Source organism: Hydrogenophaga sp. A37 (assembly GCF_002001205.1).
Classification (GTDB): domain Bacteria; phylum Pseudomonadota; class Gammaproteobacteria; order Burkholderiales; family Burkholderiaceae_C; genus Hydrogenophaga.
Genome location: NZ_MUNZ01000083.1, coordinates 1 through 22,633 on the forward strand (window position 1 = coordinate 1; position 22,633 = coordinate 22,633).

24 protein-coding genes and 1 pseudogene are annotated in these 22,633 nt (G+C 67.7%); 15 read left to right on the forward strand and 10 right to left on the reverse strand.

Annotated elements, in window-relative coordinates:
• Positions 1 to 127: pseudogene (locus B0E41_RS26510) on the forward strand (IS630 family transposase); the annotation flags it as partial.
• Here the strand turns inward: B0E41_RS26510 and B0E41_RS07455 are convergent.
• From B0E41_RS07455 to B0E41_RS07465, 3 genes are all read right to left on the reverse strand, one after another.
• On the reverse strand, positions 101 to 631 hold the full coding sequence (locus tag B0E41_RS07455; protein WP_143433713.1) for a hypothetical protein: 531 nt from the start codon (positions 629 to 631) through the stop codon (positions 101 to 103). The pseudogene B0E41_RS26510 and the gene B0E41_RS07455 overlap by 27 nt on opposite strands.
• Positions 632 to 711: 80 nt before the next feature.
• Positions 712 to 897, reverse strand: a complete 186-nt coding sequence (locus B0E41_RS07460; RefSeq protein ID WP_077330454.1) for a hypothetical protein — start codon at positions 895 to 897, stop codon at positions 712 to 714.
• 336 nt (positions 898 to 1,233) lie between these two features.
• Positions 1,234 to 1,920: a helix-turn-helix domain-containing protein gene (locus B0E41_RS07465; protein WP_077330455.1), complete on the reverse strand. Its 687-nt coding sequence runs from the start codon at positions 1,918 to 1,920 to the stop codon at positions 1,234 to 1,236.
• Between the two features lie 129 nt (positions 1,921 to 2,049).
• Here B0E41_RS07465 and B0E41_RS07470 point away from each other — a divergent pair, with 129 nt between their 5' ends.
• Together B0E41_RS07470 and B0E41_RS07475 are read left to right on the forward strand one after the other, a co-directional pair.
• Positions 2,050 to 2,940 (forward strand): methyltransferase domain-containing protein, encoded by an 891-nt coding sequence (locus B0E41_RS07470; protein WP_077330456.1) that lies wholly within the window; start codon positions 2,050 to 2,052, stop codon positions 2,938 to 2,940.
• 162 nt (positions 2,941 to 3,102) lie between these two features.
• Positions 3,103 to 3,576, forward strand: a complete 474-nt coding sequence (locus B0E41_RS07475; protein WP_077330481.1) for a CreA family protein — start codon at positions 3,103 to 3,105, stop codon at positions 3,574 to 3,576.
• A gap of 6 nt (positions 3,577 to 3,582) precedes the next feature.
• On the opposite strand, the gene B0E41_RS07480 is transcribed toward B0E41_RS07475, so the two are convergent.
• Positions 3,583 to 4,725, reverse strand: a complete 1,143-nt coding sequence (locus B0E41_RS07480) for a DUF2855 family protein (RefSeq protein WP_077330457.1) — start codon at positions 4,723 to 4,725, stop codon at positions 3,583 to 3,585.
• A gap of 142 nt (positions 4,726 to 4,867) precedes the next feature.
• Here B0E41_RS07480 and B0E41_RS07485 point away from each other — a divergent pair, with 142 nt between their 5' ends.
• The 7 genes from B0E41_RS07485 (at position 4,868) to B0E41_RS07515 (ending at position 13,199) form a co-directional block, all read left to right on the forward strand.
• Positions 4,868 to 6,148: a glutamate-5-semialdehyde dehydrogenase gene (locus B0E41_RS07485; protein ID WP_077330458.1), complete on the forward strand. Its 1,281-nt coding sequence runs from the start codon at positions 4,868 to 4,870 to the stop codon at positions 6,146 to 6,148.
• Between the two features lie 104 nt (positions 6,149 to 6,252).
• A complete protein-coding gene (gene gshA / locus B0E41_RS07490) occupies positions 6,253 to 7,536 on the forward strand; it encodes a glutamate--cysteine ligase (RefSeq protein WP_077330459.1) in 1,284 nt (427 codons plus the stop codon).
• A gap of 289 nt (positions 7,537 to 7,825) precedes the next feature.
• Positions 7,826 to 9,694: a potassium transporter Kup gene (locus B0E41_RS07495; RefSeq protein ID WP_077330460.1), complete on the forward strand. Its 1,869-nt coding sequence runs from the start codon at positions 7,826 to 7,828 to the stop codon at positions 9,692 to 9,694.
• Positions 9,695 to 9,856: 162 nt separating this feature from the next.
• Positions 9,857 to 11,041: a benzoate/H(+) symporter BenE family transporter gene (locus B0E41_RS07500; protein WP_077330461.1), complete on the forward strand. Its 1,185-nt coding sequence runs from the start codon at positions 9,857 to 9,859 to the stop codon at positions 11,039 to 11,041.
• A 9-nt stretch (positions 11,042 to 11,050) separates the two neighbouring features.
• Positions 11,051 to 11,992, forward strand: coding sequence for a glutathione synthase (gshB, locus tag B0E41_RS07505; protein ID WP_077330462.1), 942 nt, complete (start codon positions 11,051 to 11,053; stop codon positions 11,990 to 11,992).
• Positions 11,993 to 12,125: 133 nt separating this feature from the next.
• A complete protein-coding gene (locus tag B0E41_RS07510; RefSeq protein WP_077330463.1) occupies positions 12,126 to 12,401 on the forward strand; it encodes a VF530 family protein in 276 nt (91 codons plus the stop codon).
• Between the two features lie 207 nt (positions 12,402 to 12,608).
• Entirely contained in the window at positions 12,609 to 13,199 is a 591-nt protein-coding gene (locus B0E41_RS07515; RefSeq protein ID WP_077330464.1) for a hypothetical protein, read from the forward strand.
• Between the two features lie 27 nt (positions 13,200 to 13,226).
• Here B0E41_RS07515 and B0E41_RS27810 read toward each other — a convergent pair whose 3' ends face one another.
• Positions 13,227 to 13,355, reverse strand: coding sequence for a hypothetical protein (locus B0E41_RS27810; RefSeq protein WP_363350560.1), 129 nt, complete (start codon positions 13,353 to 13,355; stop codon positions 13,227 to 13,229).
• Between the two features lie 258 nt (positions 13,356 to 13,613).
• Positions 13,614 to 14,396 carry a class II glutamine amidotransferase gene (locus B0E41_RS07525; protein WP_077330482.1) on the reverse strand — a complete coding sequence of 261 codons (783 nt, stop codon included), beginning with the start codon at positions 14,394 to 14,396 and terminating at the stop codon, positions 13,614 to 13,616.
• Positions 14,397 to 14,508: 112 nt separating this feature from the next.
• On the opposite strand from B0E41_RS07525, the gene B0E41_RS07530 reads away from it, so the two are divergent.
• The gene (locus B0E41_RS07530) at positions 14,509 to 15,672 is read left to right on the forward strand and encodes a putative zinc-binding metallopeptidase (protein ID WP_077330465.1); all 1,164 of its coding nucleotides are present in this window, start codon (positions 14,509 to 14,511) and stop codon (positions 15,670 to 15,672) included.
• Positions 15,673 to 15,678: 6 nt separating this feature from the next.
• On the opposite strand, the gene B0E41_RS07535 is transcribed toward B0E41_RS07530, so the two are convergent.
• Positions 15,679 to 17,163: an MFS transporter gene (locus B0E41_RS07535; protein WP_077330466.1), complete on the reverse strand. Its 1,485-nt coding sequence runs from the start codon at positions 17,161 to 17,163 to the stop codon at positions 15,679 to 15,681.
• A 157-nt stretch (positions 17,164 to 17,320) separates the two neighbouring features.
• Here B0E41_RS07535 and B0E41_RS07540 point away from each other — a divergent pair, with 157 nt between their 5' ends.
• Positions 17,321 to 17,980, forward strand: a complete 660-nt coding sequence (locus B0E41_RS07540) for a response regulator transcription factor (protein ID WP_077330467.1) — start codon at positions 17,321 to 17,323, stop codon at positions 17,978 to 17,980.
• Positions 17,977 to 19,314, forward strand: a complete 1,338-nt coding sequence (locus B0E41_RS07545; protein ID WP_077330468.1) for an ATP-binding protein — start codon at positions 17,977 to 17,979, stop codon at positions 19,312 to 19,314. The genes B0E41_RS07540 and B0E41_RS07545 overlap by 4 nt, the downstream gene beginning before the upstream one ends.
• Here B0E41_RS07545 and B0E41_RS07550 read toward each other — a convergent pair.
• Positions 19,311 to 20,000, reverse strand: a complete 690-nt coding sequence (locus B0E41_RS07550; protein ID WP_077330469.1) for a DUF1345 domain-containing protein — start codon at positions 19,998 to 20,000, stop codon at positions 19,311 to 19,313. The genes B0E41_RS07545 and B0E41_RS07550 overlap by 4 nt on opposite strands.
• Positions 20,001 to 20,123: 123 nt before the next feature.
• On the opposite strand from B0E41_RS07550, the gene B0E41_RS07555 reads away from it, so the two are divergent.
• Positions 20,124 to 21,623: a DegQ family serine endoprotease gene (locus B0E41_RS07555; RefSeq protein WP_077330470.1), complete on the forward strand. Its 1,500-nt coding sequence runs from the start codon at positions 20,124 to 20,126 to the stop codon at positions 21,621 to 21,623.
• Positions 21,620 to 21,958 (forward strand): hypothetical protein, encoded by a 339-nt coding sequence (locus B0E41_RS07560; protein WP_077330471.1) that lies wholly within the window; start codon positions 21,620 to 21,622, stop codon positions 21,956 to 21,958. The genes B0E41_RS07555 and B0E41_RS07560 overlap by 4 nt, the downstream gene beginning before the upstream one ends.
• Positions 21,959 to 22,156: 198 nt before the next feature.
• Here the strand turns inward: B0E41_RS07560 and B0E41_RS07565 are convergent, their stop codons facing one another.
• Both B0E41_RS07565 and B0E41_RS07570 read right to left on the reverse strand, forming a co-directional pair.
• The gene (locus B0E41_RS07565; RefSeq protein ID WP_077330472.1) at positions 22,157 to 22,393 is read right to left on the reverse strand and encodes a hypothetical protein; all 237 of its coding nucleotides are present in this window, start codon (positions 22,391 to 22,393) and stop codon (positions 22,157 to 22,159) included.
• Positions 22,390 to 22,629 carry a cysteine-rich CWC family protein gene (locus B0E41_RS07570; RefSeq protein ID WP_077330473.1) on the reverse strand — a complete coding sequence of 80 codons (240 nt, stop codon included), beginning with the start codon at positions 22,627 to 22,629 and terminating at the stop codon, positions 22,390 to 22,392. Before B0E41_RS07570 ends, B0E41_RS07565 begins: the two co-directional genes overlap by 4 nt.
• Positions 22,630 to 22,633 lie beyond the last annotated feature (4 nt).

A 22,633-nucleotide genomic window follows, 5' to 3' on the forward strand; every position in this document is an offset into this window, starting at 1 on the left:
ACGCATCGACCACTTCGTCACCGCTCACAACGAAAACTGCCAGCCGTTCAGGTGGACCGCCACTGCCGATTCCATCCTTGAAAAGCTGCATCGACTTTGTTCACGTATCAGCGGGACAGGACACTAGACCCCAGTCGCATAGAACCTGGGGATGCAGGTAGACCGGCGGCGTGGGGTCCTCTCCGTTGAGCGAAAGCGCCACCAGCAGGCTATTCGAGCCAAGCGTCTCCTTCTCTTGGACGAGCTGCTCGTACTGCTCCATCAGTCCCAAGGCCCGCGAAACGTCGGCATGCGCCCGACCAGCCTCGGTCAGGGCCACAGATGCGCGACGATCCAGGTCCTGGTAGGTCTGGCCCTCTTCGGTCGTGTACGCCCGAGAATGGAGGTAGGGAGGGATCCGGTGCGCCGTCGAGTCTCGGTAGGCCTTGCCGTATTCATTGAACCACGTCAGCGGCGTCGGCTCGCCGACATAGTCCTTCAGCTCATCGGGAAGGTACGGCTCCACATCGCGCTTGAACAGACCGATCTTCAAGGGGTTCAGCGCGCCGCCCGACTCCAGAACGCAGACCCACGCAATGTTGTCCATCAGGCCGTACATGTTGATGGCGAATGCCTGGAACTGGATGGCCACCTCATCGCAGGTCTCCAAGGACAGCAGCTCTGCGGTATCGGGCGGGTAGAGCGTGAAGATGTTGCGCGCGCCGCGAGCGATCAGCGGCAGGCGTCGGCGATGCCCTGCAGGGCGAATGTGCGAGCGCGCGGATTGGTGAGGCGCTGGGCCAACTCGCCAAGCACGAAGCGCATGCCTGCCGCCTCGTTTAGCAGGCGCTGTACGGACTTAGCGAACTCCTCAAGCTGCTTGGGGCCGTACCCGCGCCCGATGTTCGGTGTTGCCATTAGTGGATCCGGGTACCGAGGTGGGGTCGAAAGGACGGGATGAGCATAGGGAAGATGGTATGTCCGCTTTCGCTGGCGGACCAACGCCTCGCCACCCTCACCCGCACCTCGCAGGCTGACACGCACACCCACAACCCCTCGCCTGGTGGCAATGGCACTCACCCGTCTTGCGGTTTAAGCGGCAGCCGCAGGCGTTGAGGCCGCCGCCGTGGGCGAGTGTGGCGGTGGTCTGGGATGCCATGCAGGCCGGCAGCAGCCAGGGTGTGGAGGCAGATGCTGTGTCCAGGGTGATGAGGGCGAGCAGGGCGGTGAGCGCCAAGGTGCGCCTTGCCGTGTTCACCGCTGCGCTGCCATGCGCGTCGGCGCGAACATGCTGCGCCCCAGCCAGCGCCAGAGCTGCTGGCCGTTGCGCCCCGCGCCCTGCACCTTCAGGTCGCCCGACTGGATTTCCTGTTCCGGGGCGCTGTCGCCGGTCCAGATTTCGGTGAGGGCGCGCACTGTCGAGTCGACCTGCACGCTGACGTCGTGGCCCGGGTCGTCACGACACAGATCGGCCACGTGGTTTTCCACCACCAGCCACCACAGCCGCTCGGTCGCGGGGCCGTCGCTGAACCGGAAGTGCACCACCGTGCGCTCGGCGTCTGGGAACTCCTCCAGGCGCGCGAAGCGGCGGATGTCCCACATCAGGAAGCCCGCGTCGAGCTGCTCGCGCCGCAGCCGGCTGCCGATCCAGCGCGCACCCCAGTGGCCGATGCCAACGACGATCGGCCGCAGCTCTTCGCCCGCGGGCGTGAGGTGGTATTCCCAGGTCTTGTCGACACGGCGCCGCTCGATGACGCCGATCTCTTCGAGCTTGCGCAGGCGCTGCGTCAGCAGCGTGGCCGACATGCGCGGCACGCCGCGGTGGATGTCGTTGAAGCGGTGGCTGTCGCAGAGCAACTCGCGCACCACCAGCGGCGTCCACAGTTCGCCCAACACCTCGGCACCTCGGGCGACGGTACAGAACTGCATGTAGTCGATCATGCGGGCCAGTCTATCGGTGTGCTGCCGGTCTGCCTACTCCAGATTCTGGACTTGAGGGCGCCCTGCATCGCGCTTACCTTGAAGACCGACCGTGCATGTCGCACCGGTCTTGTCCCAAGGAGCACTGCCATGACCGAGACCCTCGTTTCCGCCCCCGCTGCCCCGGCCGTCTTCGACGCCGAGAAGTTCCGCCAGACCACGCGCGCGCAGTGGGAGAACACCGCCGAGGCCTGGAACCGATGGGGGCCCTTGCTGGCGCGCTGGCTCGGCCCGGCCACCGAGGCCATGCTGGACATGGCGGCGGTCGGCCCCGGCGCGCGCGTGCTCGACGTGGCGGCCGGCGCAGGCGAACAAACGCTGGTCGCGGCGCGCCGCGTGGGTGCGCGCGGCCACGTGTTGGCCACCGACATCTCACCGGCCATCCTGCGCCATGCGCGGGCGGCGGCCGAGCAGGCCGGGCTGGCGAACGTGGACACCCGGGAACTCGATGGCGAGCGCCACGACCTGTTGCCCGGTGCGTCGTTCGATGCCGCGATCTCGCGCGTCGGCCTGATCTACTTTCCCGACCAGCAGCGCGCGCTGGCCGGCATCCGCCATGCGCTCAAGCCGGGCGGGCGCTTCGCCGCGGTGGTGTATGCCACCGCCGAGCGCAACCCCTTCTTCGCGTTGCCGGTCGGCATCATCCGGCGCCGCGCGCAGCTGCCGCCACCCCTGCCCGGGCAACCAGGGCCGTTCTCATTGGGGGCCGAGGGCGTGCTGGCGAAGGCGCTGGAGCAAGCGGGTTTCCGGGACGTGGCGGTGCGCAAGGTCGATTCCCCGGTCCGCCTGCCGAGCGCCGCCGAGTGCGTGCGCTTTGAGCGGGAGTCCTTCGGTGCCCTGCACCAGATGATGGCCGGTCTGAGCGAAGGCGAACGCGCCGACACCTGGGAAGAGATCGAACAGACCTTGCTGCGTTTCGAAACCGGGGCGGACGGCTTCGTGGGCCCGTGCGAGATGCTGGTGGGGGCGGGCACGCGCTGAGCGGCACGGGCGAAAGCGGCTTGGACCCGTTACGGCGTGGCGGCCAGGCTGCGTGCGGTGCGCAAGGTGGTGGTGTGGGTGTTCATGGCGTGCAACATGGCCAACCGTGTGGCAGACCCTGCTACCGTGTGGCCATTCGCAACCCCTTCGCAAAGGCCCGCCATGCGCCACCTCGCGCTCTCCCTCACCTTGCTGTTGCTCACCGGCGCCACCGCCGCCCAGGCCGAAGAGATCGGCTCGGTCGATACGGTGTTCAAGCTCATCGGGTCCGACCACAAGATCGTGGTCGAGGCGTTCGACGACCCGGGGGTCACCGGCGTCACCTGTTTCCTGTCGCGCGCCAAGACCGGTGGCATCAAGGGCGCGCTCGGTCTCGCCGAGGACAAATCCGAGTCGTCCATCGCCTGCCGGCAGGTCGGCCCGATCTCGATCCCCAAGCCCATCCAGGCGCAGGAAGAAATCTTCAGCGAGCGCACCAGCTTCATCTTCAAGCGCCTGCGCATCGTGCGCATGGTGGACCTCAAGCGGCACACGCTGGTGTACCTCACCTACTCCGATCGGGTGATCGAAGGCTCGCCGCAGAACTCGGTGACGGCGGTGCCGGTGGACCGTGCCACCGCGATCCCGGTGCGCTGAAGGCGCCTAAACGCCACCCGACAGCGACAACACGTGCCCCAGGCGCGGGTCACCGTGCCCGCCGAGCACCAGGGCGTGCGCCGCCTGCACAGCCTCGGGCCCGATGTGGTGCTGCACCACCAGCCAGGGCGCCGGAGGCTGGTTCACTTGCTGGATGAACGCATGCCAGGCGCGCGCCATGCGGTCGTTGAACCCGGCGGCGCCCCAGTCGGCATGGCGCTTCTTGGCTTGCGCCGGTGCAAAAAACAGCACCGGGCGTGGCCCGGGCAGGTCGCGTGCGCCGGCCAGCTGGTCGACATGGGTGCCGCCGATGGAGCAGCTGTAAGCGAGCGCCGTGAACCGGCCGTGGATGGCCTTGCGCAATTCGCCATTGCCCGCGAAGTCGACGTACACGCAGGGCGTGTCGGTGGGCAGGGTGTCGAGCTGGTCGTAGGTGAGGACGCGGCTGTACACGCCCAGGCTTTCGCAGAACCCCACGTTGCTGGGTGAGGTCAGGCCGATCACCTCCACGTCCGGTCGGTGGGCCAGCCGGGCCGCGGTGGCGTACGCCGTCTTGCTGCTGGCCGACGAGAGCAGCATCACGCCACGCCGGCCCTGCTGGCTGGTGCCGAAGAAGGCGTTGTCGGCCAGGAAATCGTCGATCAGCCAGGCGGTGAGGAACAAGGGCCGCAACAGCGCCTGCAGCGGCTCGTTGGCGGGGTCGTGCAGCGGGTCGGCCGCGCAGCGCAGGTAGTGGTTGTAGACCGGGTGCAGCGCCGCGCGATGTGATGCGCCGTCAAAGAAGCCCTCGGGCGACACGCGCGCGGGCAGCAGCACCACGTCCGAGGCCATCGGCCAGTAGCCATACAGGCGTTCGCCCACCGCCACCCCGGCGCACCGCGTCTGCGCCACCACGCCGAATCCCCACACCGGGATGAGTCCCCACGGCGCGTCGCCGCTGGCCGGGTCGTCGGCCCGTTGCACCACCGGGAAAAACCGCCAGTAGTCCATGGCCTCGCCGAAGGCGGCGTAGGTGATGTTGTTGGACGTGTAGGCAAACTGCTCGATGCGCACCCGAACCTGGCCGTCGGACAGGGGCGCTTCGGGCAACTGCACGGTTCGCGTGGTGTCGAGTTGGTTCTTGCGGACCTGGAACTGGGTGGTGGTCATGGGGTGGCTCGCGGTGACGGAACGGGGGCCGCCATGGTGCACCGGTTCGGCGCGCCCGGTTGTCACCCTTGCTTCTGGGCGCTGGAATGCGACCGATGGCCTCCGCCGCCGCAAGTGCGGGCCGCTCTGCGAAAATCGCTCCATGAACGCGACGAACACCACCGAACTCATGAACACCCTGGGCAGCCAGGCCAAGGCCGCCTCGGCGCTCATGGCCAAGGCCAGCGCGGCCACCAAGCTCAAGGCGCTGCGCGGCCTGGCCTCTTTGTTGCGCGCCAATGTGGACACCTTGCAGACCGAGAACGCCAAAGACCTGGAGCGCGCCAGTGCCGCCGGGTTGAGCGAGCCGATGGTGGACCGCCTGAAGCTCACGCCGAAGGTGATCGAGACCTGCGCCGAAGGCTGCGAGCAGCTGGCCGCCATGGCCGACATCATTGGCGACATCTCCGGCCTGAAGCAGATGCCCAGCGGCATCCGCGTGGGCCAGATGCGCGTGCCCATCGGGGTGTTCGGCATGATCTACGAGAGCCGCCCCAACGTGACCATCGAGGCCGCCAGCCTGTCGATCAAGAGCGGCAACGCCTGCATCCTGCGCGGCGGTTCCGAAGCCATCGACTCCAACCGCGCGCTGGCCGCCCTGGTGCAACAGGCGCTGGTGGCCGCCGGCTTGCCGGCCGACGCGGTTCAGCTCGTGCCCACCACCGATCGCGCCGCCGTGGGCCAGCTCATCACCATGCCGCAGTACGTGGACGTGATCATCCCGCGCGGCGGCAAGGGCCTGATCGAGCGCATCAGCGCCGAGGCGAAGGTGCCCGTCATCAAGCACCTGGACGGCAACTGCCACACCTACGTGGACGACCCCTGCGACATCGCCATGGCGGTGAAGGTGGCCGACAACGCCAAGACGCAGAAGTACAGCCCCTGCAACGCCACCGAAAGCCTGCTGGTGGCGCGCGGTGTGGCGGCCGACTTCCTGCCGAAGATCGGTGCCATCTACGCCGCCAAGGGTGTGGAGATGCGCGGCTGCCCCGAGGCCATGGCCATCTTGTCCGCCGTGCCGGGCGCGAACGTGGCCGCCGCCAGCGAGCAGGACTGGAGCGAGGAATACCTGGCACCGGTCATCAGCGTGAAGATCGTCGACGGCGTGGACGAAGCCATCGCCCACATCAACCGCTACTCCAGCCACCACACCGACGCCATCCTCACCACCGACCACATGCACGCCCAGCGTTTCCTGCGCGAGGTGGACTCGGCCAGCGTGATGGTGAATGCGAGCACCCGCTTCGCGGACGGCTTCGAGTTCGGCCTGGGCGCCGAAATCGGCATCTCGACCGACAAGTTCCATGCGCGTGGGCCGGTGGGCGTTGATGGGCTGACCTCGCTCAAGTACGTGGTGCTGGGCGAAGGCGAAGTTCGCGGCTGAGCGGGGCTTGCAAGCCGGGGCTCCGGCCCCACTTCTGACCTTTGGCTGTCTCGGTCGGTCCCTACAATGGGTTGGCCGTCCCCTTCCCCGCAAAAGGTTTTCTCATGGTTCCCCACCTCGTCACCGCCCTGACCGGTCCGATCAACGAACTCGAGCAGCGCATCCTCGAATCCACGCCCGTCATCGAGCGGTGGTTCCGGCTGGAGTGGATGGAACACACACCGCCGTTCTACAGCTCGGTCGACGTGCGCAACGCCGGCTTCAAGCTTGCGCCGGTCGACACCAACCTGTTCCCGGGCGGCTGGAACCATCTCACGCCCGAGATGATGCCGTTGGCGGTGCAGGCGGCCATGGCGGCGATCGAGAAGATCTGTCCCGAAGCCAAGAACCTGCTGCTGGTGCCCGACAACAACACCAACGTGTTCTACCTGAGCAACCTGCGCCAGCTGCAGCGCATTTTTTACCAGGCGGGCCTCAATGTGCGCCTGGGTTCGCTGTCCAACGACATCAAGGCGCCCACCACCATCGACCTGCCGGGTGGTGAGTCCATCACGCTGGAGCCGCTGATCCGCAGCAAGCGCCGTCTCGGTCTCAAGCACTTCGACCCCTGCACCATCCTGCTCAACAACGATGTGCGGGCCGGTGCGCCCGGCATTCTCGAAGACCTGCACGAGCAGTACCTGTTGCCGCCGCTGCACGCCGGCTGGGGCACCCGGCGCAAGAGCAACCATTTCAAGGCCTACGAGGAGGTGTCCAAGCGCTTCGGCAAGCTGCTGGGCATGGACCACTGGTTGATCAACCCGATGTTCAACCAGTGTGGCGAGGTGAATTTCGCCGAAGCCACCGGGCTGGAGTGCCTGCGCAGCAACACCGACGCGCTGCTCGGCAAGATCCGCCGCAAGTACAAGGAATACGGCATCAACGAGAAGCCGTTCGTCGTCATCAAAGCCGACAACAGCAACGCAGCGCTGGGTCAGCTCACGGTGCGCGATGCCAAAGACTTGGACGACGCGTGGTTCAAGGCCCGCGCGAAGGCGGTGGGCACCCAGCCGGTGGGCGAGGTCATCATCCAGGAAGGCGTGCTCACCAACGAGCGCATCAACGCCGCCGTGGCCGAGCCTGTGGTCTACATGATGGACCGCTACGTGGTGGGCGGTTTCTACCGCGTTCACGCCGACCGGGGCACCGATGAAAGCCTCAACGCACCCGGCTCAAGCTTTGTGCCGCTGGCTTTCGAACAAAGCGCCCAACTGCCGCAACCCGGTATGAAGCCCGGCGCCAGTGTGCCCAACCGCTTCTACATGTACGGCGTGATCGGCCGCCTGGCCATGCTGGCCGCGAGCTATGAGCTGGAAGCGACCGACCCGGACGCAGAGGTTTACGAATGACCCCCGCGCCGCGCTGGCAACGCGTCACCCCCTGACAGGGGGCGATGCGAGTGGCCCGACGAAGCCGGTTCCACCGCATCCTGGTGAGAGGCGCGCCGCGCCGGAAGGGGGTGGGCTCAGCCATGTTCTTGGGGGCGGCATGTCTCGTCGACTGAGTTGTTGCATTGCAACATATGTCACGCACTGGCGCTTCCAGCGATACCCCCCTACTGGCGGGGCATGGACTGCGGGCGCAGAATCGCCCCCATCCTGACAGTTGAACCCGGGCCGACAAGTCCCGGGTGTTTTTGTGTCCTCCAGCAAATCTTCGCTCGCTGCGCTCACCCTGGGCGCCATTGGTGTGGTCTACGGCGATATCGGCACCAGTGTGCTGTACGCCATCAAAGAGATCTTCGGGTCCGGCCACGTTCCCTTCACGCATGCGAACGTGTACGGTGTGTTGTCCATCGTCTTCTGGACGCTGACGGTCATCGTCTCCCTCAAATACGTCGTGCTCGTGCTGCGCGCCGACAATGCGGGCGAAGGCGGTCTGATCGCCATGCTGGCGCTGGCCTCGCAGGCGGTGAAAGACCGGCCCGAGCTGCGCAAGTGGCTGTTGGGCATCGGCATCTTCGGCACCTCGCTGTTCTATGGCGACGGTGTCATCACCCCGGCCATTTCGGTGCTCTCGGCGGTGGAAGGCCTGGAGGTCATCTCTCCGGCGTTCAAGCAGTACGTGGTGCCGATCACGCTGGTGGTGTTGTTCGGCCTGTTCTTCGTGCAGAAACGGGGCACCGGCGGCATTGGCAAGTTCTTTGGCCCGATCACGGTGTTGTGGTTTCTCACCATCGCGGCGCTCGGTGTGGTGCACATCGTCGGCCACCCCGAGATCCTGGCTGCGATCAGCCCGCACCACGCCCTGCGCTTCATCTGGGAGCAGCCGGGCACCACCTTCATCATCCTCGGCGCCGTGGTGCTGTGCGTGACGGGCGGTGAGGCGCTCTACGCCGACATGGGCCATTTCGGCAAGAAGCCGATCCGCCTGGCCTGGTTCTCCGTGGTCATGCCCTGTCTGACGCTGAACTACTTCGGCCAGGGCGCGCTGCTGCTGGAGAACCCCGACGCGGTCAAGAACCCCTTCTTCATCATGGCGCCCGACTGGGCCCTGCTGCCCTTGGTGGGGCTGGCGACCATGGCCACGGTGATCGCCTCTCAGGCGCTGATCTCCGGCGCCTTCAGCGTCACCAAACAGGCGGTGCAACTGGGTTACCTGCCGCGGTTGAACCTGCTGCACACCAGCGTGCGCGACACGGGCCAGATCTACATTCCCTTCGTCAACTGGGGCCTGTTTGTGGCCATCGTGCTGGCGGTTGTGATGTTCAAGTCGTCCAGCAACCTCGCCGCCGCCTATGGCATCGCCGTCACGCTGGACATGCTCATCACCACGGTGCTGACCTTCTTCGTGATCCGCTTTGGCTGGAAGTACCCGCTGTGGCTGTGCCTGCTGGCGACCGGGTTCTTCTTTGTGGTGGACCTGGCCTTCTTCAGTTCCAACTTGCTCAAGCTGTTCGCGGGCGGCTGGTTCCCGCTCCTGATCGGTGGCGTGGTGTTCATGCTCATGATGACCTGGAAGCAGGGGCGCGCGCTGTTGTCGGCCAAGCAGCAGGCCGAGGCCATCGAACTCGACAGCTTTCTCGATGCGGTGTTCATGGCACCGCCCGCGCGCGTGGAGGGCACCGCGGTGTTCCTGACGGCCGAAACCGGCACCGTGCCCAATGCCCTGCTGCACAACCTCAAACACAACAAGGTGCTGCACGAGCAGAATTTGTTTGTCACGGTGCGCAGCCATGAGGTGCCCTGGATCGGGCTTGACAAGCGTCTGGCCGTGGAGCCTCTTGGGCACAATTGTTGGCAGGTGGTGGTCCATTACGGGTTCAAGAACGATCCCGATGTGCCCAAGGCGCTCAAACTCATGAGGGGTCGCGGCTGCGAGCTCGAACCCATGACCACCAGCTACTTTCTCTCGCGCGACCTGGTCGTGCCCACCCTGGGCAGCGGCATGGCGCCATGGCGCGAAAAGATCTTTGCGCAGATGCACCACAACGCGGGCGCGGCGGCCGAGTTTCTCAATTTGCCGAGCAATGCGGTGATCGAGCTCGGGTCAAAAATAGAGATATAGGCCCATCCCCATCGCTTGTTCGCTTCGCGTAAGCGCTCCGCCCCTCAAGGGGCGATGCGAGTGGCCCGGCGAAGCCGGTTCCACCGCATCCACGGTGAAGCCACTTGCTCCGGAGAGTCTGGTCTTGCCAAGAAGGTGCTGCGGTCCCGGCACAATCCCCCGATGTCTTTCTTTCGTGATGTAAACCTCTCGGCCGCCACGGCCGGTTTTGTGGCCGTGCTGGTGGGTTTCACCAGTTCGGTCGCCATCGTCTTCCAGGCCGCACAGGCCTTTGGCGCCACGCCCGAGCTCGTCACCTCGTGGATGTGGGCGCTGGGCCTGGGCATGGGCCTGTGTTCGGCGATCCCTTCGCTGATCCTGAAACAGCCGGTGATGGTGGCCTGGAGCACGCCCGGCGCCGCCGTGCTGGCCACGGCCGGGCTGGCTGGTGGCTTCAGCATGCCGCAGGCGGTGGGCGCGTTCATGGCCTGTGCCGTGCTCATCATCCTGGCGGGTGCGACCGGCTGGTTCGAGCGGGTCATGAACCGCATTCCAGTGGCGATTGCCTCGGCGCTGCTGGCCGGCGTGCTGGCGCGTTTTGGCCTGCAGGCGTTTGCCGCCGCGCAGACCGCGCTGCCGTTGGTGCTGCTCATGCTGCTGGCGTACCTGCTGGGTCGCCGCGTCGTGCCGCGTTATGCGGTGCCGCTCACGCTGGCCGTGGCGGTGGTGTACGTGCTAGCACGGGGTCAGTTCAACGCGGGTGCACTGGTCTTCGAATGGGCCAGGCCGGTGTTCACCGCACCCGAATTCACGCTCAGCGCTTTCGTCAGTCTGGCGTTGCCGTTGTTCATCGTGACCATGGCCTCGCAGAACCTGCCGGGCGTGGCGGCCATCCGCGCCGCGGGCTATCAGATGCCGATCTCGAAAATCATCACCATGACCGGTGTGGCCACGCTGGTGCTGGCGCCGTTCGGCGCGTTCGCTCTCAACCTCAGCGCCATCACCGCCGCCATCTGCATGGGCGAAGAAGCGCACGCGGAGAAGAGCAAGCGGTACACCGCCGCCGTGGCCTGCGGTGCAATCTATGTGGTGATCGGGCTCTTTGGTGCGGCGGTCACCGGCCTGTTGCTGGCGTTCCCCAAAGAGCTGGTGCTGGCCATCGCGGGCCTGGCGCTGCTCGGCAGCATCGGCGGTGGCCTGCACACGGCGCTGCGCGACGACGCCCACCGCGAGGCCGCGCTCATCACCTTCCTCGTCACGCTCAGCGGCGTGGTGATCGCCGGCATCGGCTCGGCCTTCTGGGGCGTGGTCGCCGGCGCGCTCGCGCTGTTTGTGCAACAGTACGGGGCTGCCCGCAAAGCCTCCTGAACAAGCCCCATGAACATTCTCTTCGTTGCCGACCCGCTGGCGTCTTTCAAGACCTACAAGGACACCACCTTCGCCATGATGCGCGAGCTGCAGAAACGCGGCCACACCGTCGCCGCGACCGAGCCGCAGCAGATGGCCTGGCGCAGCGGCCAGCCGGTCACCGCCCAGGCGCGCCACATCACCCTCACGGGCGATGCCGACGCCTGGTTTGAGGTCATCCGTGAGGGCATCGATCCGGTGCACAGCTTCGACGCCGTGCTCATGCGCAAGGACCCGCCGTTTGACAGCGAATTCTTCTACGCCACCCACCTGCTGGAGCAGGCCGAGCGCGAAGGCGCCCGCGTGTTCAACAGCCCGCGCGCGCTGCGCGACCACCCGGAAAAGCTCGCTCTGATGGAGTTCGCGCGGTTTGCGCCTCCCACGCTGGTCACGCGCGCGGCCGAGGACATCCGCGCCTTCCACGCCGAGCACCGCGACGTCATTCTCAAGCCGCTCGACGGCATGGGCGGCATGGGCATCTTCCGCGTCGGGCCCGACGGCATGAACCTCGGCTCCATCATCGAGACGCTCAACCAGGGCGGCGCCACCAGCGTGATGGTGCAGCGCTACCTGCCCGAGATCGTGCTGGGCGACAAGCGCCTGCTGCTGATCGGCGGCCAGGTCGCGCCCTTCGTGCTGGCGCGCACCCCGCAAGGCAACGAGGTGCGTGGCAATCTGGCCGCTGGCGGCAAGGGCGTGGCGCAGCCGCTGTCTGACGAGAACCGCGCCGTGGCCGAAGCCATCGCGCCCACGTTGGCGGCGCGCGGCCTCCTGCTGGTGGGGCTGGACATGATCGGCAACAGCGTGACCGAGATCAACGTCACCAGCCCGACCTGCTTCCAGGAGATCACCGACCAGACCGGGTTTGATGTGCCGGCGATGTTTGTCGATGCGCTGGAGGCCGCTTTGTGATACACCCCCGCAGCGCTTCGCGCTACCCCCTCAAGGGGGCGGCACTGGCCGTCCGGCAAAGCCGGCCCGGCGGTGCCCTGAGCGGCGCCTTGGCATGCGCAGGGATGGCGCTTCGGCGACGTGGAGAACCGACATGAGCGACATCGAAAAACCCGCAGAGCCGATCAAGCAGGCGCGCAACCCGCTGCACGGCCTGACGTTGGAGGCCATCGTCACCGCGCTGGCCGATCACTACGGCTGGGAAGAGCTGGGCCAGCGCATTCCCGTCCGCTGTTTCAACGTGGACCCGAGCGTGGGCTCCAGCCTGCGCTTTCTGCGCAAGACGCCCTGGGCGCGCGAGAAGGTGGAGGGGTTGTATCTGTTCATGCTGCGCGAGCGCAGCCGGGCGGCGGGCCGGCAGACCCGCTGACGGCGCCGCGGCGCCCGTCGGCGGGGATGTCGTGCGCGAACCACGCGAGGGCTGGCCCGCAGGCCGCGGTGGGGGCGGAATTGTCATTCGAAAGTTGTGTTTTTCGGGTCAGGTCGGGCAAGCCCGCCTTGTCGCGTGCGCAGGGCTGCGGTACAAGCCATAGAGTGGGGGGTTCCCTATTTTTTTTGCGACTTTTTGCGACGCCTCATGCCCGATACCCTGGACCTGACCACAACCATTTTCACCAAGACCCCCCTCGGTCAACAGGAAATCCAAACCCGTTCGCTCGGCTTGTCGCCGTTGGTGCGCCGCACGCTGGTGCTGGTCGACGGCAAGCGCACGGGCGCCGACTTGGGCGTGTTCCTGTCGGGCGGCGCCGACATCGCCGACGTGCTCGGGCAGTTGCTGACGCTCGGCTGCGTGGAGGCCCGGGAAACCACGCAGCGTGCCGCCGCGCGGGTGCCGGCCATCGAGCCACAGTCCGGGCCCGAGGCTGTGTTGGATCCCGAGGGCGAACCCGCCGCCGAGACGCCCGACTCGGATGCGCTCGCCGCGCTGCCGCCCTCCGATGCGCGCAATGCGAAAGACAACGAGATGGCGCGCAACTTCATGGTCAATTCGGTCAATTCAATCTTTGGGCAGCACATGCACATCTCGTTGGTGCGCGACATCTCGGAGGCCCGAAGCACCGAGCAGTTGCGCACGGTGTATCACGCCTGGATGGTCAGCATGGCAGTCCACCGAACGGGTTCCAAGCGGTTGCCGGAGCTGCGCGAGAAGCTGTTCAAGGTGCTCTGAGCAGAACACCGCCCCCGCGCCGGTGCTTCAGTGGGCCGCCGCCTTGGAAAACACGTTGAGCACCACCACGCCGGTAATGATCAGGCCCATGCCGATCAGGCCGGGTAGGTCGATCTTCTGGCCATAGATGACGAAGGCCGCTACGGTGATGGGCACGATGCCCAGGCCCGATCAGACCGCGTAGGGAATGCCCACCGGCAGCACCTAGAGCGCCAGCGAGAGGCAATAGAACGCAACCGCATAACCCACCATCACGACGGCCCCAGTTGGGTGAAGCCGTGGCTGGCCTAGAGCGCGCTGGTGCCGACCACTTCGGGCACGATGGGCCGGCCCAGGGTGAACCAGGCGTTCATTGGACGACCCTCCGTGCTGCGCACTGCGGCGCTGAGCGCCTTCGGAACGGCCGGGTGGCGTTCACAGGACTGCCCGCACCAGCTCCACCGGTAGCCCGTCCACAAACACCTTGAGCTCACCCGGCTCGAACGCGGTCCACTGCTCGTTGCGGGTCAACGGCGTGGTCACGATCACGGCCGCGCGGTCGCCGGGCTGGTTGAGGTCGGCGAAGTTCACCGTCCAGTCGTGGTCCATCAGCGTGGCCTGCGCGAACGGGTGCTGGCGCACCAGGTAGTGCAGTTTGGTGCTGCAGTGCGCCCACATGGCTTCGCCGTGGGAGAGCAGCAAGTTGGCGGAGCCGAACGCGGTGATCTGGGGAATCAGTTCGCGCAGTGTGTGCGTGAGTTCGCCCACGCTGGGCAGGCTGGCATGTGACTTGGCCAGCTCCTGCATCAGCCAGCAAAACGCGCGCTCGCTGTCGGTGGTGCCCACCGGTTGGAACGCGCCGTGCAGCTTGGGGAAATAGTCTTTCAGGTCGCCGTTGTGGGCGAACACCCAGTGCCGACCCCACAGCTCGCGCGTGAAGGGGTGGGCGTTCTCCAGCATCACCTCGCCGATGGTCGCCTTGCGCACGTGGGCCAGGATGTTCTTGCTCTTGAGCGGGTAGCTGCGCAGGAACTCCGCCATGCGCGAGTTGGCCGCACTGTCGTGGTCGATGAAGAGGCGCAGCCCCCGGCCTTCGAAGAAGGCGATGCCCCAGCCGTCGGCGTGGTGGTCGGTGGCACCGCCGCGCTGGCAGAAGCCGGTGAAACTGAACGAGGCGTCGGTGGGGGTGGCGCAGTTGAGGCCGAGCAGTTGGCACATGGACATGATCTTGTCACAAGCTCGGCGCCGAAATCGCGGGATTTGGGCCGGCCCGCGCTCCGCGACCCACTTTTAGGGCGAACATGCGTGCATTGTTCTCACTTCTGGCTCCATGACCCCACCGGCTTCCCCTTCCTTGCGCCTGCACCCCAGCACCGCGCGCGCCTACCGCTGCACCTGCGGCGCCCAGGTCTTTTTTCGCAACAACACCTGCCTGCAGTGCGGGCGGGCACTGGGCTTCGACCCCTGGCTGGGACAGGTGCTGGCCATCGCCCCCGACGCCGACTCCGGTGTGTGGCGCGCGGTCACGCCGCAGGGTTCGGGGAACGGGGAGGGCTTCCTCCAGCGCTACCGGCGCTGCGCCCAGATGGACACGCCCGCCCTGTGCAACTGGCTGGTGCGCGACAACGGCTCCGCCACTGGCGCTGCCGTGGCCCTGTCCTGCGTGGCATGCCGCCTCAACCGCGTCATCCCGGACCTCGGCCTGGAGCGCAACCACGAGCCCTGGCGCAAGGTCGAGCTGGCGCGCCGCCGCCTGGTGTCGCAGCTGATCGGGCTCGGCCTGCCGGTGGAGCCGCTGTCGCAGGACGGCGGGTCAGCCGGTCTGGTCTTCGACACCCTGGTGTCGCTCCCCGGGCAGGCGCAGGTGCTGACGGGTCACGCCCAGGGCGTGATCACCCTCAACCTGGCCGAGGCCGACGACGCCTACCGCGAGCAGGTGCGCAGCCAGATGCGCGAGCCCTACCGGACGCTGCTCGGCCACTACCGCCACGAGGTGGGTCACCACTACTGGGACCGACTGGTCCGAAACGACCCTTGTCTGCAAGGTTTTCGCGCGCTGTTCGGTGACGATCAGCAGGACTACGCCGCCGCGCTGAATGCGCACTACCAGCAAGGCTCACCGCCGGGCTGGCGCGACACCTACATCTCGAGCTACGCCAGCGCCCACCCGTGGGAAGACTGGGCCGAGACCTGGGCGCACTACCTGCACATGCGCGACACGCTCGACACCGCGGTGAGTTTCGGCATGGCGCCGGACGAGGTTGACGTGGACGCTTTGCACTACCTGCCCTCGGTGCTGCAGGAAGAGCCTTCCCCCGAGGCCGATGTGTTTCTCGCCATGCTCAACGCCTGGACCCGGCTGACGGCCGTGCTCAATGAGCTGTCGCGCAGCATGGGGCTGCCCGACTTCTACCCGTTCGTGTTGTCGGACACGGTGGTCCGCAAGCTGCATTTCGTGCACGGGCGGGTCGAGCCCTTCGAGCGGACGACCTGACCCCCGTCAGCGCGCTTCGCGCACGCGCCAGGCCGCGATCAGCGCGAGCGCGCAGATGCACGCCAGCATCAAGAAGGTTTCGTCGAAGGCCGCGATGCGGGCCTGAGCCTCACCCGGTGTCGCCAGCACCACGCCGTGCACGGCCAGCCGCCACTCCAGCACGATGCCGCACAGGCTCACGCCCGCCGCGCCGCCGAGCATGCGCAGGAAGTTGATGACGCTCGACCCTTGCGGAATCAGGCCGCGCTCCAGCCCGCGCATGGCGCCGATGTTGAGCGAGGGCAGGATGAAGCCCAGCCCGATGCGCCCGAGAATCGCCCAGCTCACCAGCAAGGGGATCACGTGCGTGGGCCGGCTGGGGTCGATGGTGACCATGAGCGCGAACGACGCGGTCAGCGCCACCAGCCCGATGCTCACCAGCCGGTGCGTGGGCTGGCGGTCGGTCAGGCGGCCGACGATGGCGATGGTCACGGCCAGCACCAGCCCGGCTGGCAGCAGGATGCTGCCCACATAGGACGGTGACAGGCCCAACCCCATCTGCATGTAGACCGGGAGCAGGTAGGTCGAGCCGAACAGCGCGATGCCGTAGATGAAAGCGACGATGCTGCCCATCGCAAAGCGCCGGTCGGCAAACAGCGAGAGGTTCATCAGTGGGTCAACGCCCTGGTCCGGGTGGCGCCGCCGGGCCTTGAGCGTGCGCCGTTGCAGCCACACGAACACCAGCAGCGAAACCGCGGCCGCGCCCAGCAGGCTCGCGGCGCTCGCCGGTGTACCGCCCTGCAGCTCCACCAGACCGTTAAGAAGGCACAGCGTGCCCACCGCCGCCAGCAGCAGGCCGCGCCAGTCGAGCGCGGCGCCCACTGGATTGGCCACTGCGCCACCGGGCGAGGTGGTCGGAACAAAACGGCGCGCCAGCCAGAGCGAAGCCACACAGAACGGCACCACCATGAAGAAGATCGAGCGCCAGCCGAAGCCGTCCACCAGCAGGCCCCCGATGGACGGCCCGATGGCGGGCGCCAGCACTACGCCCATGCCGAAGATGCCGCTGGCGCGGCCCTGCTCGTGGGGCTCGAAGGCGCGCAGGATGATGATGGCCGGGATGGGTTGCACCACGCCCGCCGCGAGGCCCTCGGCCACGCGCGCGGCCAGCACCAGCGGGTAGTTGTTGGCCAAACCGCCCGCAATGCCGCCGGCCAGCAACAACCACATGCAGCCCGAGTAGGTGCGCCGGTAGCCGTAGCGCGCCAGCAGCCAGGGCGTGGTCAGCATCGACACGGTCATGGCGGCCATGAAACCCGAGGTGGCCCATTGGGCACGTTCTTGACCCAGCGTGAAGTGCTGGCTCATGTCGGGGATCGCCACGTTGATGATGGTCGACGACATGATCGAGGCCATGGTGCCGACCATCACCGAGAGCAGCAGCAGCCAGCGGTAGCGCTCGCCGTAGCGGGCGCGCAGGGCCGGGAGGGAGTGGTCGGGGGGCTGGGGCATGGCGCAGGACTGAAGATTGCCGCAACGATAACCGCGCGCAGCAACTGGCGTGGGGGTGTGGCCTATGGACGCCTAAGAACCACCTAAGAATGGCGCCAGGCGCACTGGCAGAATGTCCCGGCGGGCGGTCACGCCCCACCCACGGAAAGAACCCTTCATGCGATTGTTGCTGGTGGAAGACGACACGATGATCGGCGAGGCGGTGCTGGATCTGCTGCGCGCCGAACACTACGCGGTGGACTGGGTGAAAGACGGCGACATGGCCGACACGGCGCTCGCCACCCAGGACTACGACCTGCTGCTGCTCGACCTGGGCCTGCCCAAGCGCGATGGCCTGTCGGTGCTGCGGGCGCTGCGCGCGCGCAAGAACCGCCTGCCGGTGTTGATCGCCACCGCGCGCGACTCGGTGCAGCAGCGCATCGAGGGGCTGGACGCCGGGGCCGACGACTACGTGCTCAAGCCCTACGACATGGACGAGCTGCTCGCGCGCATCCGCGCCCTGTTGCGCCGCGCCGCGGGGCGCGCCGAGCCGGTGTACGAGCACCAGGGCGTGAGCATCGACCCGGCCACGCGCGAGGTCACGGTGAAGGGCCAGCCAGTGGTGCTGTCGGCGCGCGAATGGGCGGTGCTCGAACCCCTGCTGGCGCGGCCCGGCCTGGTGCTTTCGCGGGCGCAGCTGGAAGAAAAGCTCTACAGCTGGAAAGACGAGGTCAGCTCCAACGCGGTCGAGGTCTACATCCACGGCCTGCGCAAAAAACTCGGGCCGGACATCATCCAGAACGTGCGCGGTGTGGGCTATCTCGTCCCCAAGATATGAAGCTGAACTGGTTGTCTTCCTTGCGCGCCCGGCTGCTGGTCTTCGTGCTGTTGGCGATCCTCGCCACGGCGGTGTTGCAGGCGGCGCTGGCTTACCGGGCGGCGCGGGCCGAGGCCGATCAGATCTTCGATTACCACATGCAGCAGACCGCGCTGTCGCTGCGCGCGGGGCTGCCGCAGGGCATCGTCACTGGCGTGATCCCCGTGCCCGCCGAGGGGGAGGATTTCGACTTCGTGCTGCAGATCTGGACGCTGGACGGCGAGCTGGTGTTTGAATCGGCCGCGCGCGCCGAGCTGCCGCAACGCGCGGTGCTCGGGTTTGACGACGTGGGCGCGCACGGCACGCGCTACCGCGTGTACTCGCTGCAGGCGCGCAGCTTCGTGATCCAGGTGGCGCAGGACATGTCGGTGCGCCAGCGCATGGCCGGTTCGCTCGCGCTGCGCACGGCGCTGCCGATCCTGCTGCTGGCGCCGCTGCTCATGGGGCTGGTGGGCTGGGTGGTCAGCCGCTCGCTGGCGCCGGTCGCGCGCGTGCAGCGCCAGGTGGCCGAGCGTCAGGTCGACGACCTGACCGAGGTCGCTGACACCGGCCTGCCCGACGAAGTGCGGCCGCTGGTGCACGAGTTCAATGGCCTGCTGCGCCGTGTGGCCCTGGCGTTTGACGCACAGCAGCGATTCGTGGCCGACGCCGCGCACGAACTGCGCTCGCCGCTGGCCGCGCTCAAGCTGCAGGTGCAGGGCCTGCAGCGCGCGCCCGACGACGCCACGCGCGAGCGCGCGCTGGAGCGCCTGGGCTCGGGCATCGACCGCGCCACGCGGCTGATCGAGCAGCTGCTGGTGCTGGCGCGCCAGCAGGCCAGTGCGGCCTCGGGCGTGCCGCCCGAGCCGGTGGCGCTGGCCGAACTGCTGCGCCTGGCCGTGGCCGATGTGGCGCCCGCGGCCCAGGCGCGCCGCATCGACATCGGCCTCGTCCGGGCCGACGCCGGGCGGGTGAGCGGCCACGCCGAAGCGCTGCGCATCCTGGTGCGCAACCTGCTGGAGAACGCGGTCAAGTACACGCCCGAGGGCGGGCGGGTCGATGTGTCGCTGCAGACCGGTGCGGACACGCTGGCGCTCAGCGTGGAAGACAGCGGGCCGGGCATTCCCGAAGCCGAGCGCGAGCGTGTGCTGGACCGTTTTGTCCGCCTGCCCGATGCACCGTCGTCGGGCAGCGGCCTGGGCCTCGCCATCGTCAAGGCGGTGGCCGACTTGCACAGCGCCACGCTGCGGCTGGACGCCTCACCGCAGCTGGGCGGCTTGCGGGTGCAGGTGGTGTTTCAAACGATGGGTGGTTAACCCAGCGCGGTGGCGAACACGTTCACCGCCATCGCCAGCACGATCAGGTTGAAGGCGAACGACAGCAGGCCATGCAGCAGCACCAGCCGCCGCATGGCACGGCCCTGCACCGTCACGTCGGCCACCTGCGAGGTCATGCCGACGATGGCGCTGTGGTAGAAAAAATCGAGGTAGTCCGGGTCTTCATTCCCGGGCCAGGCCAGTCCGCGCGAGGGCTCGTGGCCACCCGGACGCGCCAGGTAGTAGGCGCGCGCGTAGTGCAGCGCAAACGCCGACTGGATCAGCAGCCAGGCGCCGGCCAGCGACAGCAGCATCAGGCCCAGGTGCGCGGCGCGCGGCCAGCCCTGCAGCTGGCGGCCGCTGTCCACCGCCATGGCCACGGCCAGCAGGCTGGCGCAGGCCGCGCTGGTGACCAGCACAAAGAGCATCGCCGCGCCCGGGTCTTCCCAGCGCGCCCGCCGGTGGGTGCCGGTCGCGTCCAGGTGCCGGGCCAGGCGCCAGACCAGCCCGATGTAGACCGCGCAGTACACCACCCAGCCGCAGAGCCAGGGCGTGGCGGCACCGACCTTCAGCCACGCGGTGGCCGCGCCACCGATCAGCAGCGCGGGCAGCAGGGCCACGGCCTGGCGTTGCCAGGCGCTGAACCTGGCCGACCAGTGCAGGTCGCGCATGGGGTGGTGTTGCATGGATTCAGTGTGCCATGGGCCACCCGTGCGAGACCCACCTTGGAGGCCGACCCTAAGCCCGGTCTAAGTGTTTGCGCCGACAGTGACGCCATGTCCAACCCCCTGGCTTCACAAGGAGCACACATGAACACCCGAACCTTCACCCCCACCCGTCTCGTGCTGTCTCTGCTCACCGCCGGCTTGCTGGGCGGCGCCGGGGCCACCTACATGGCCGGTGACCCCGCGCGGGCGGCGGCGTCAGGCAGTGCACCGGTCGCGAGCAGCGTGGCCCAGCCGGCCAGCCTGCAGGGCGCGCCCGATTTTTCGCGCATCACCGAACGCCACGGACCGGCCGTGGTCAACATCAGCGTCAGCGGCGTGCGCAAAGCATCCGCCGAGGGCGAAGAGACGGCTGCGGCACCCGGCCTGCCGCCCGGCATCGACCCGAACGACCCGTTCTTCGAGTTCTTCCGCCGCTTCCAGGGCCAGGGTGGTGGCCGTCCAGAGCGGTCGCAGCCGGTGCGGGGCCAGGGCTCGGGCTTTGTCGTCAGTGCCGACGGCCTGATCCTCACCAACGCCCACGTGGTGCGCGACGCCAGCGAAGTGATCGTCAAGCTCACCGACCGGCGCGAGTTCAAGGCCAAGGTGCTGGGCTCGGACCCGAAGACCGACGTGGCGGTGTTGAAGATCGAGGCCAAGGACCTGCCCACCGTGCCGCTGGGCAGCGCCCGCGATCTCAAGGTGGGTGAGTGGGTGCTGGCCATCGGCTCGCCCTTCGGCTTCGAGAACAGCGTGAGCGCCGGCGTGGTCAGCGCCAAGGGCCGCTCGCTGCCCGAAGACAGCTTCGTGCCCTTCATCCAGACCGACGTGGCCGTGAACCCCGGCAACTCGGGCGGGCCGCTGTTCAACAGCCGCGGCGAGGTGGTGGGCATCAACTCGCAGATCTACAGCCAGTCCGGCGGCTACCAGGGCCTGTCGTTCGCCATCCCCATTGAGCTGGCCACGCAGGTCAAAGACCAGATCGTGGCCACCGGCAAGGCGAGCCACGCGCGCCTGGGCGTGTCGGTGCAGGAGGTGAACCAGACCCTGGCCGACTCGTTCAAGCTCGACAAGCCCGAAGGCGCGTTGGTCTCCAGCGTCGAGCCGGGCGGGCCTGCCGACAAGGCGGGACTGAAGTCGGGCGACGTGATCCGCCAGGTGAACGGCCAGCGCATCGTGGCTTCGGGCGACCTGCCGGCGCTGATTGGCCAGTCGACCCCGGGCAGCCAGGTGGCGCTGGAGGTCTGGCGCCAGGGCCGGGTCGAGACGCTGAACGCGAAGCTGGGCGACGCCAGCGACAAGAAGGCGCAGGTGGCCCAGGCCGACAGCGGCGCCGGCCAGGGCCGGCTGGGCCTGGCGCTGCGCCCGTTGCAGCCCGAGGAAAAGCGTGGCGCCGGGGTTGGCGCGGGCCTGGTGGTGGAGGACGTGGGCGGCCCCGCGGCGCTGGCCGGTGTGCAGCCGGGTGACCTGTTGATGGCGGTCAATGGCACGCCGGTGCAGAGCGTGGACCAGGTCCGGGCCGCGGTGGCGAAGTCGGCCAAATCGGTGGCGCTGCTGATCCGGCGCGACGGCGACACCATCTTCGTGCCGGTGCGCCTCGGATGAAGGCCGCGCCGCAAGCGGAGGGCTGCCCTGGCGAGGCTCGGCGCGCCAGCGGGCTGTCGGCCCACATCCTGCCGACCTCGGCCACCATGATTGGGGTGTGCCTGACGGCGCTCTACATCAGCCTGCTGAGCCCGTTCAGCGCCGAGCGGGTGATGGTCGACAAGCTGCTGGCGGTGGACGCGCTGGTGTTCCTCGTCAGCGCGGTGCTCTCGTTCGCCTCGATGCGCGTGCGCGACGGCGGTTCGCGTTTCGAGGCCTGGGGCGAAAACGTGTTCATCGGCGCGCTGGGCCTGCTGGCCCTGGGCGCGCTGGTGCTGGCGTTTGCCGTGGATTAGGGAGCACCCCCGCCGCGCTGCGCGCGACCCCCTGAAGGGGGCTGAGGGCCGCGGCTCCAAGCCTGCCTGCGCAGGTTTGGACGGCCCGAAGAAGCCTCGCCTCTGGCGAGGCTGCGGCCTGCAAGGCGCACTGGCCGTCCGGCAAAGCCGGCCCGGCGGTGCCCTGCGCCGTCGGCCACTTCATGCGAAGGTTGTCGTTCAGCCTCGGCTGCGTCGGGCGTTGCGCCAGAGTCGCACCGCCAGCAGCGCCAGCGGCACGGTGTGCAGCAGCAGATCGAAGATGTCGATGGGTTGGGTCAGCGTGCCTTCGCTGAGCATGCGCAGCTTTTCCACCAGGTGCGGCTCGGGCACGATGGGCGCCACCGCCAGCCAGAGCACCAAGGCGATCAGCAATGCCAGCGGAAAGCGGTCGAGCCAGGCCAGCAAGGTGTTCATGGGCTGAGGTTTTGGTTGAAGCGGGCGAGGCAGCGTGCACAGATGCAGGCCTGGCCTTGCGCCGCTTCGGGCAAGTGCGCCAACAGGTCGGGGCTGAAGGTTTCGGTGACGCACCAGCATGGCGGCTGGGGTTCGCCCGTCGCCTTCTGCACCTCCATCGCGCAGCGGTTGTCGCCGCCACACAGTGGGCAGCGGGTGGGGTCGGTGGTGACGCGGGACAAGGGGGTGGTCTGCATGGAA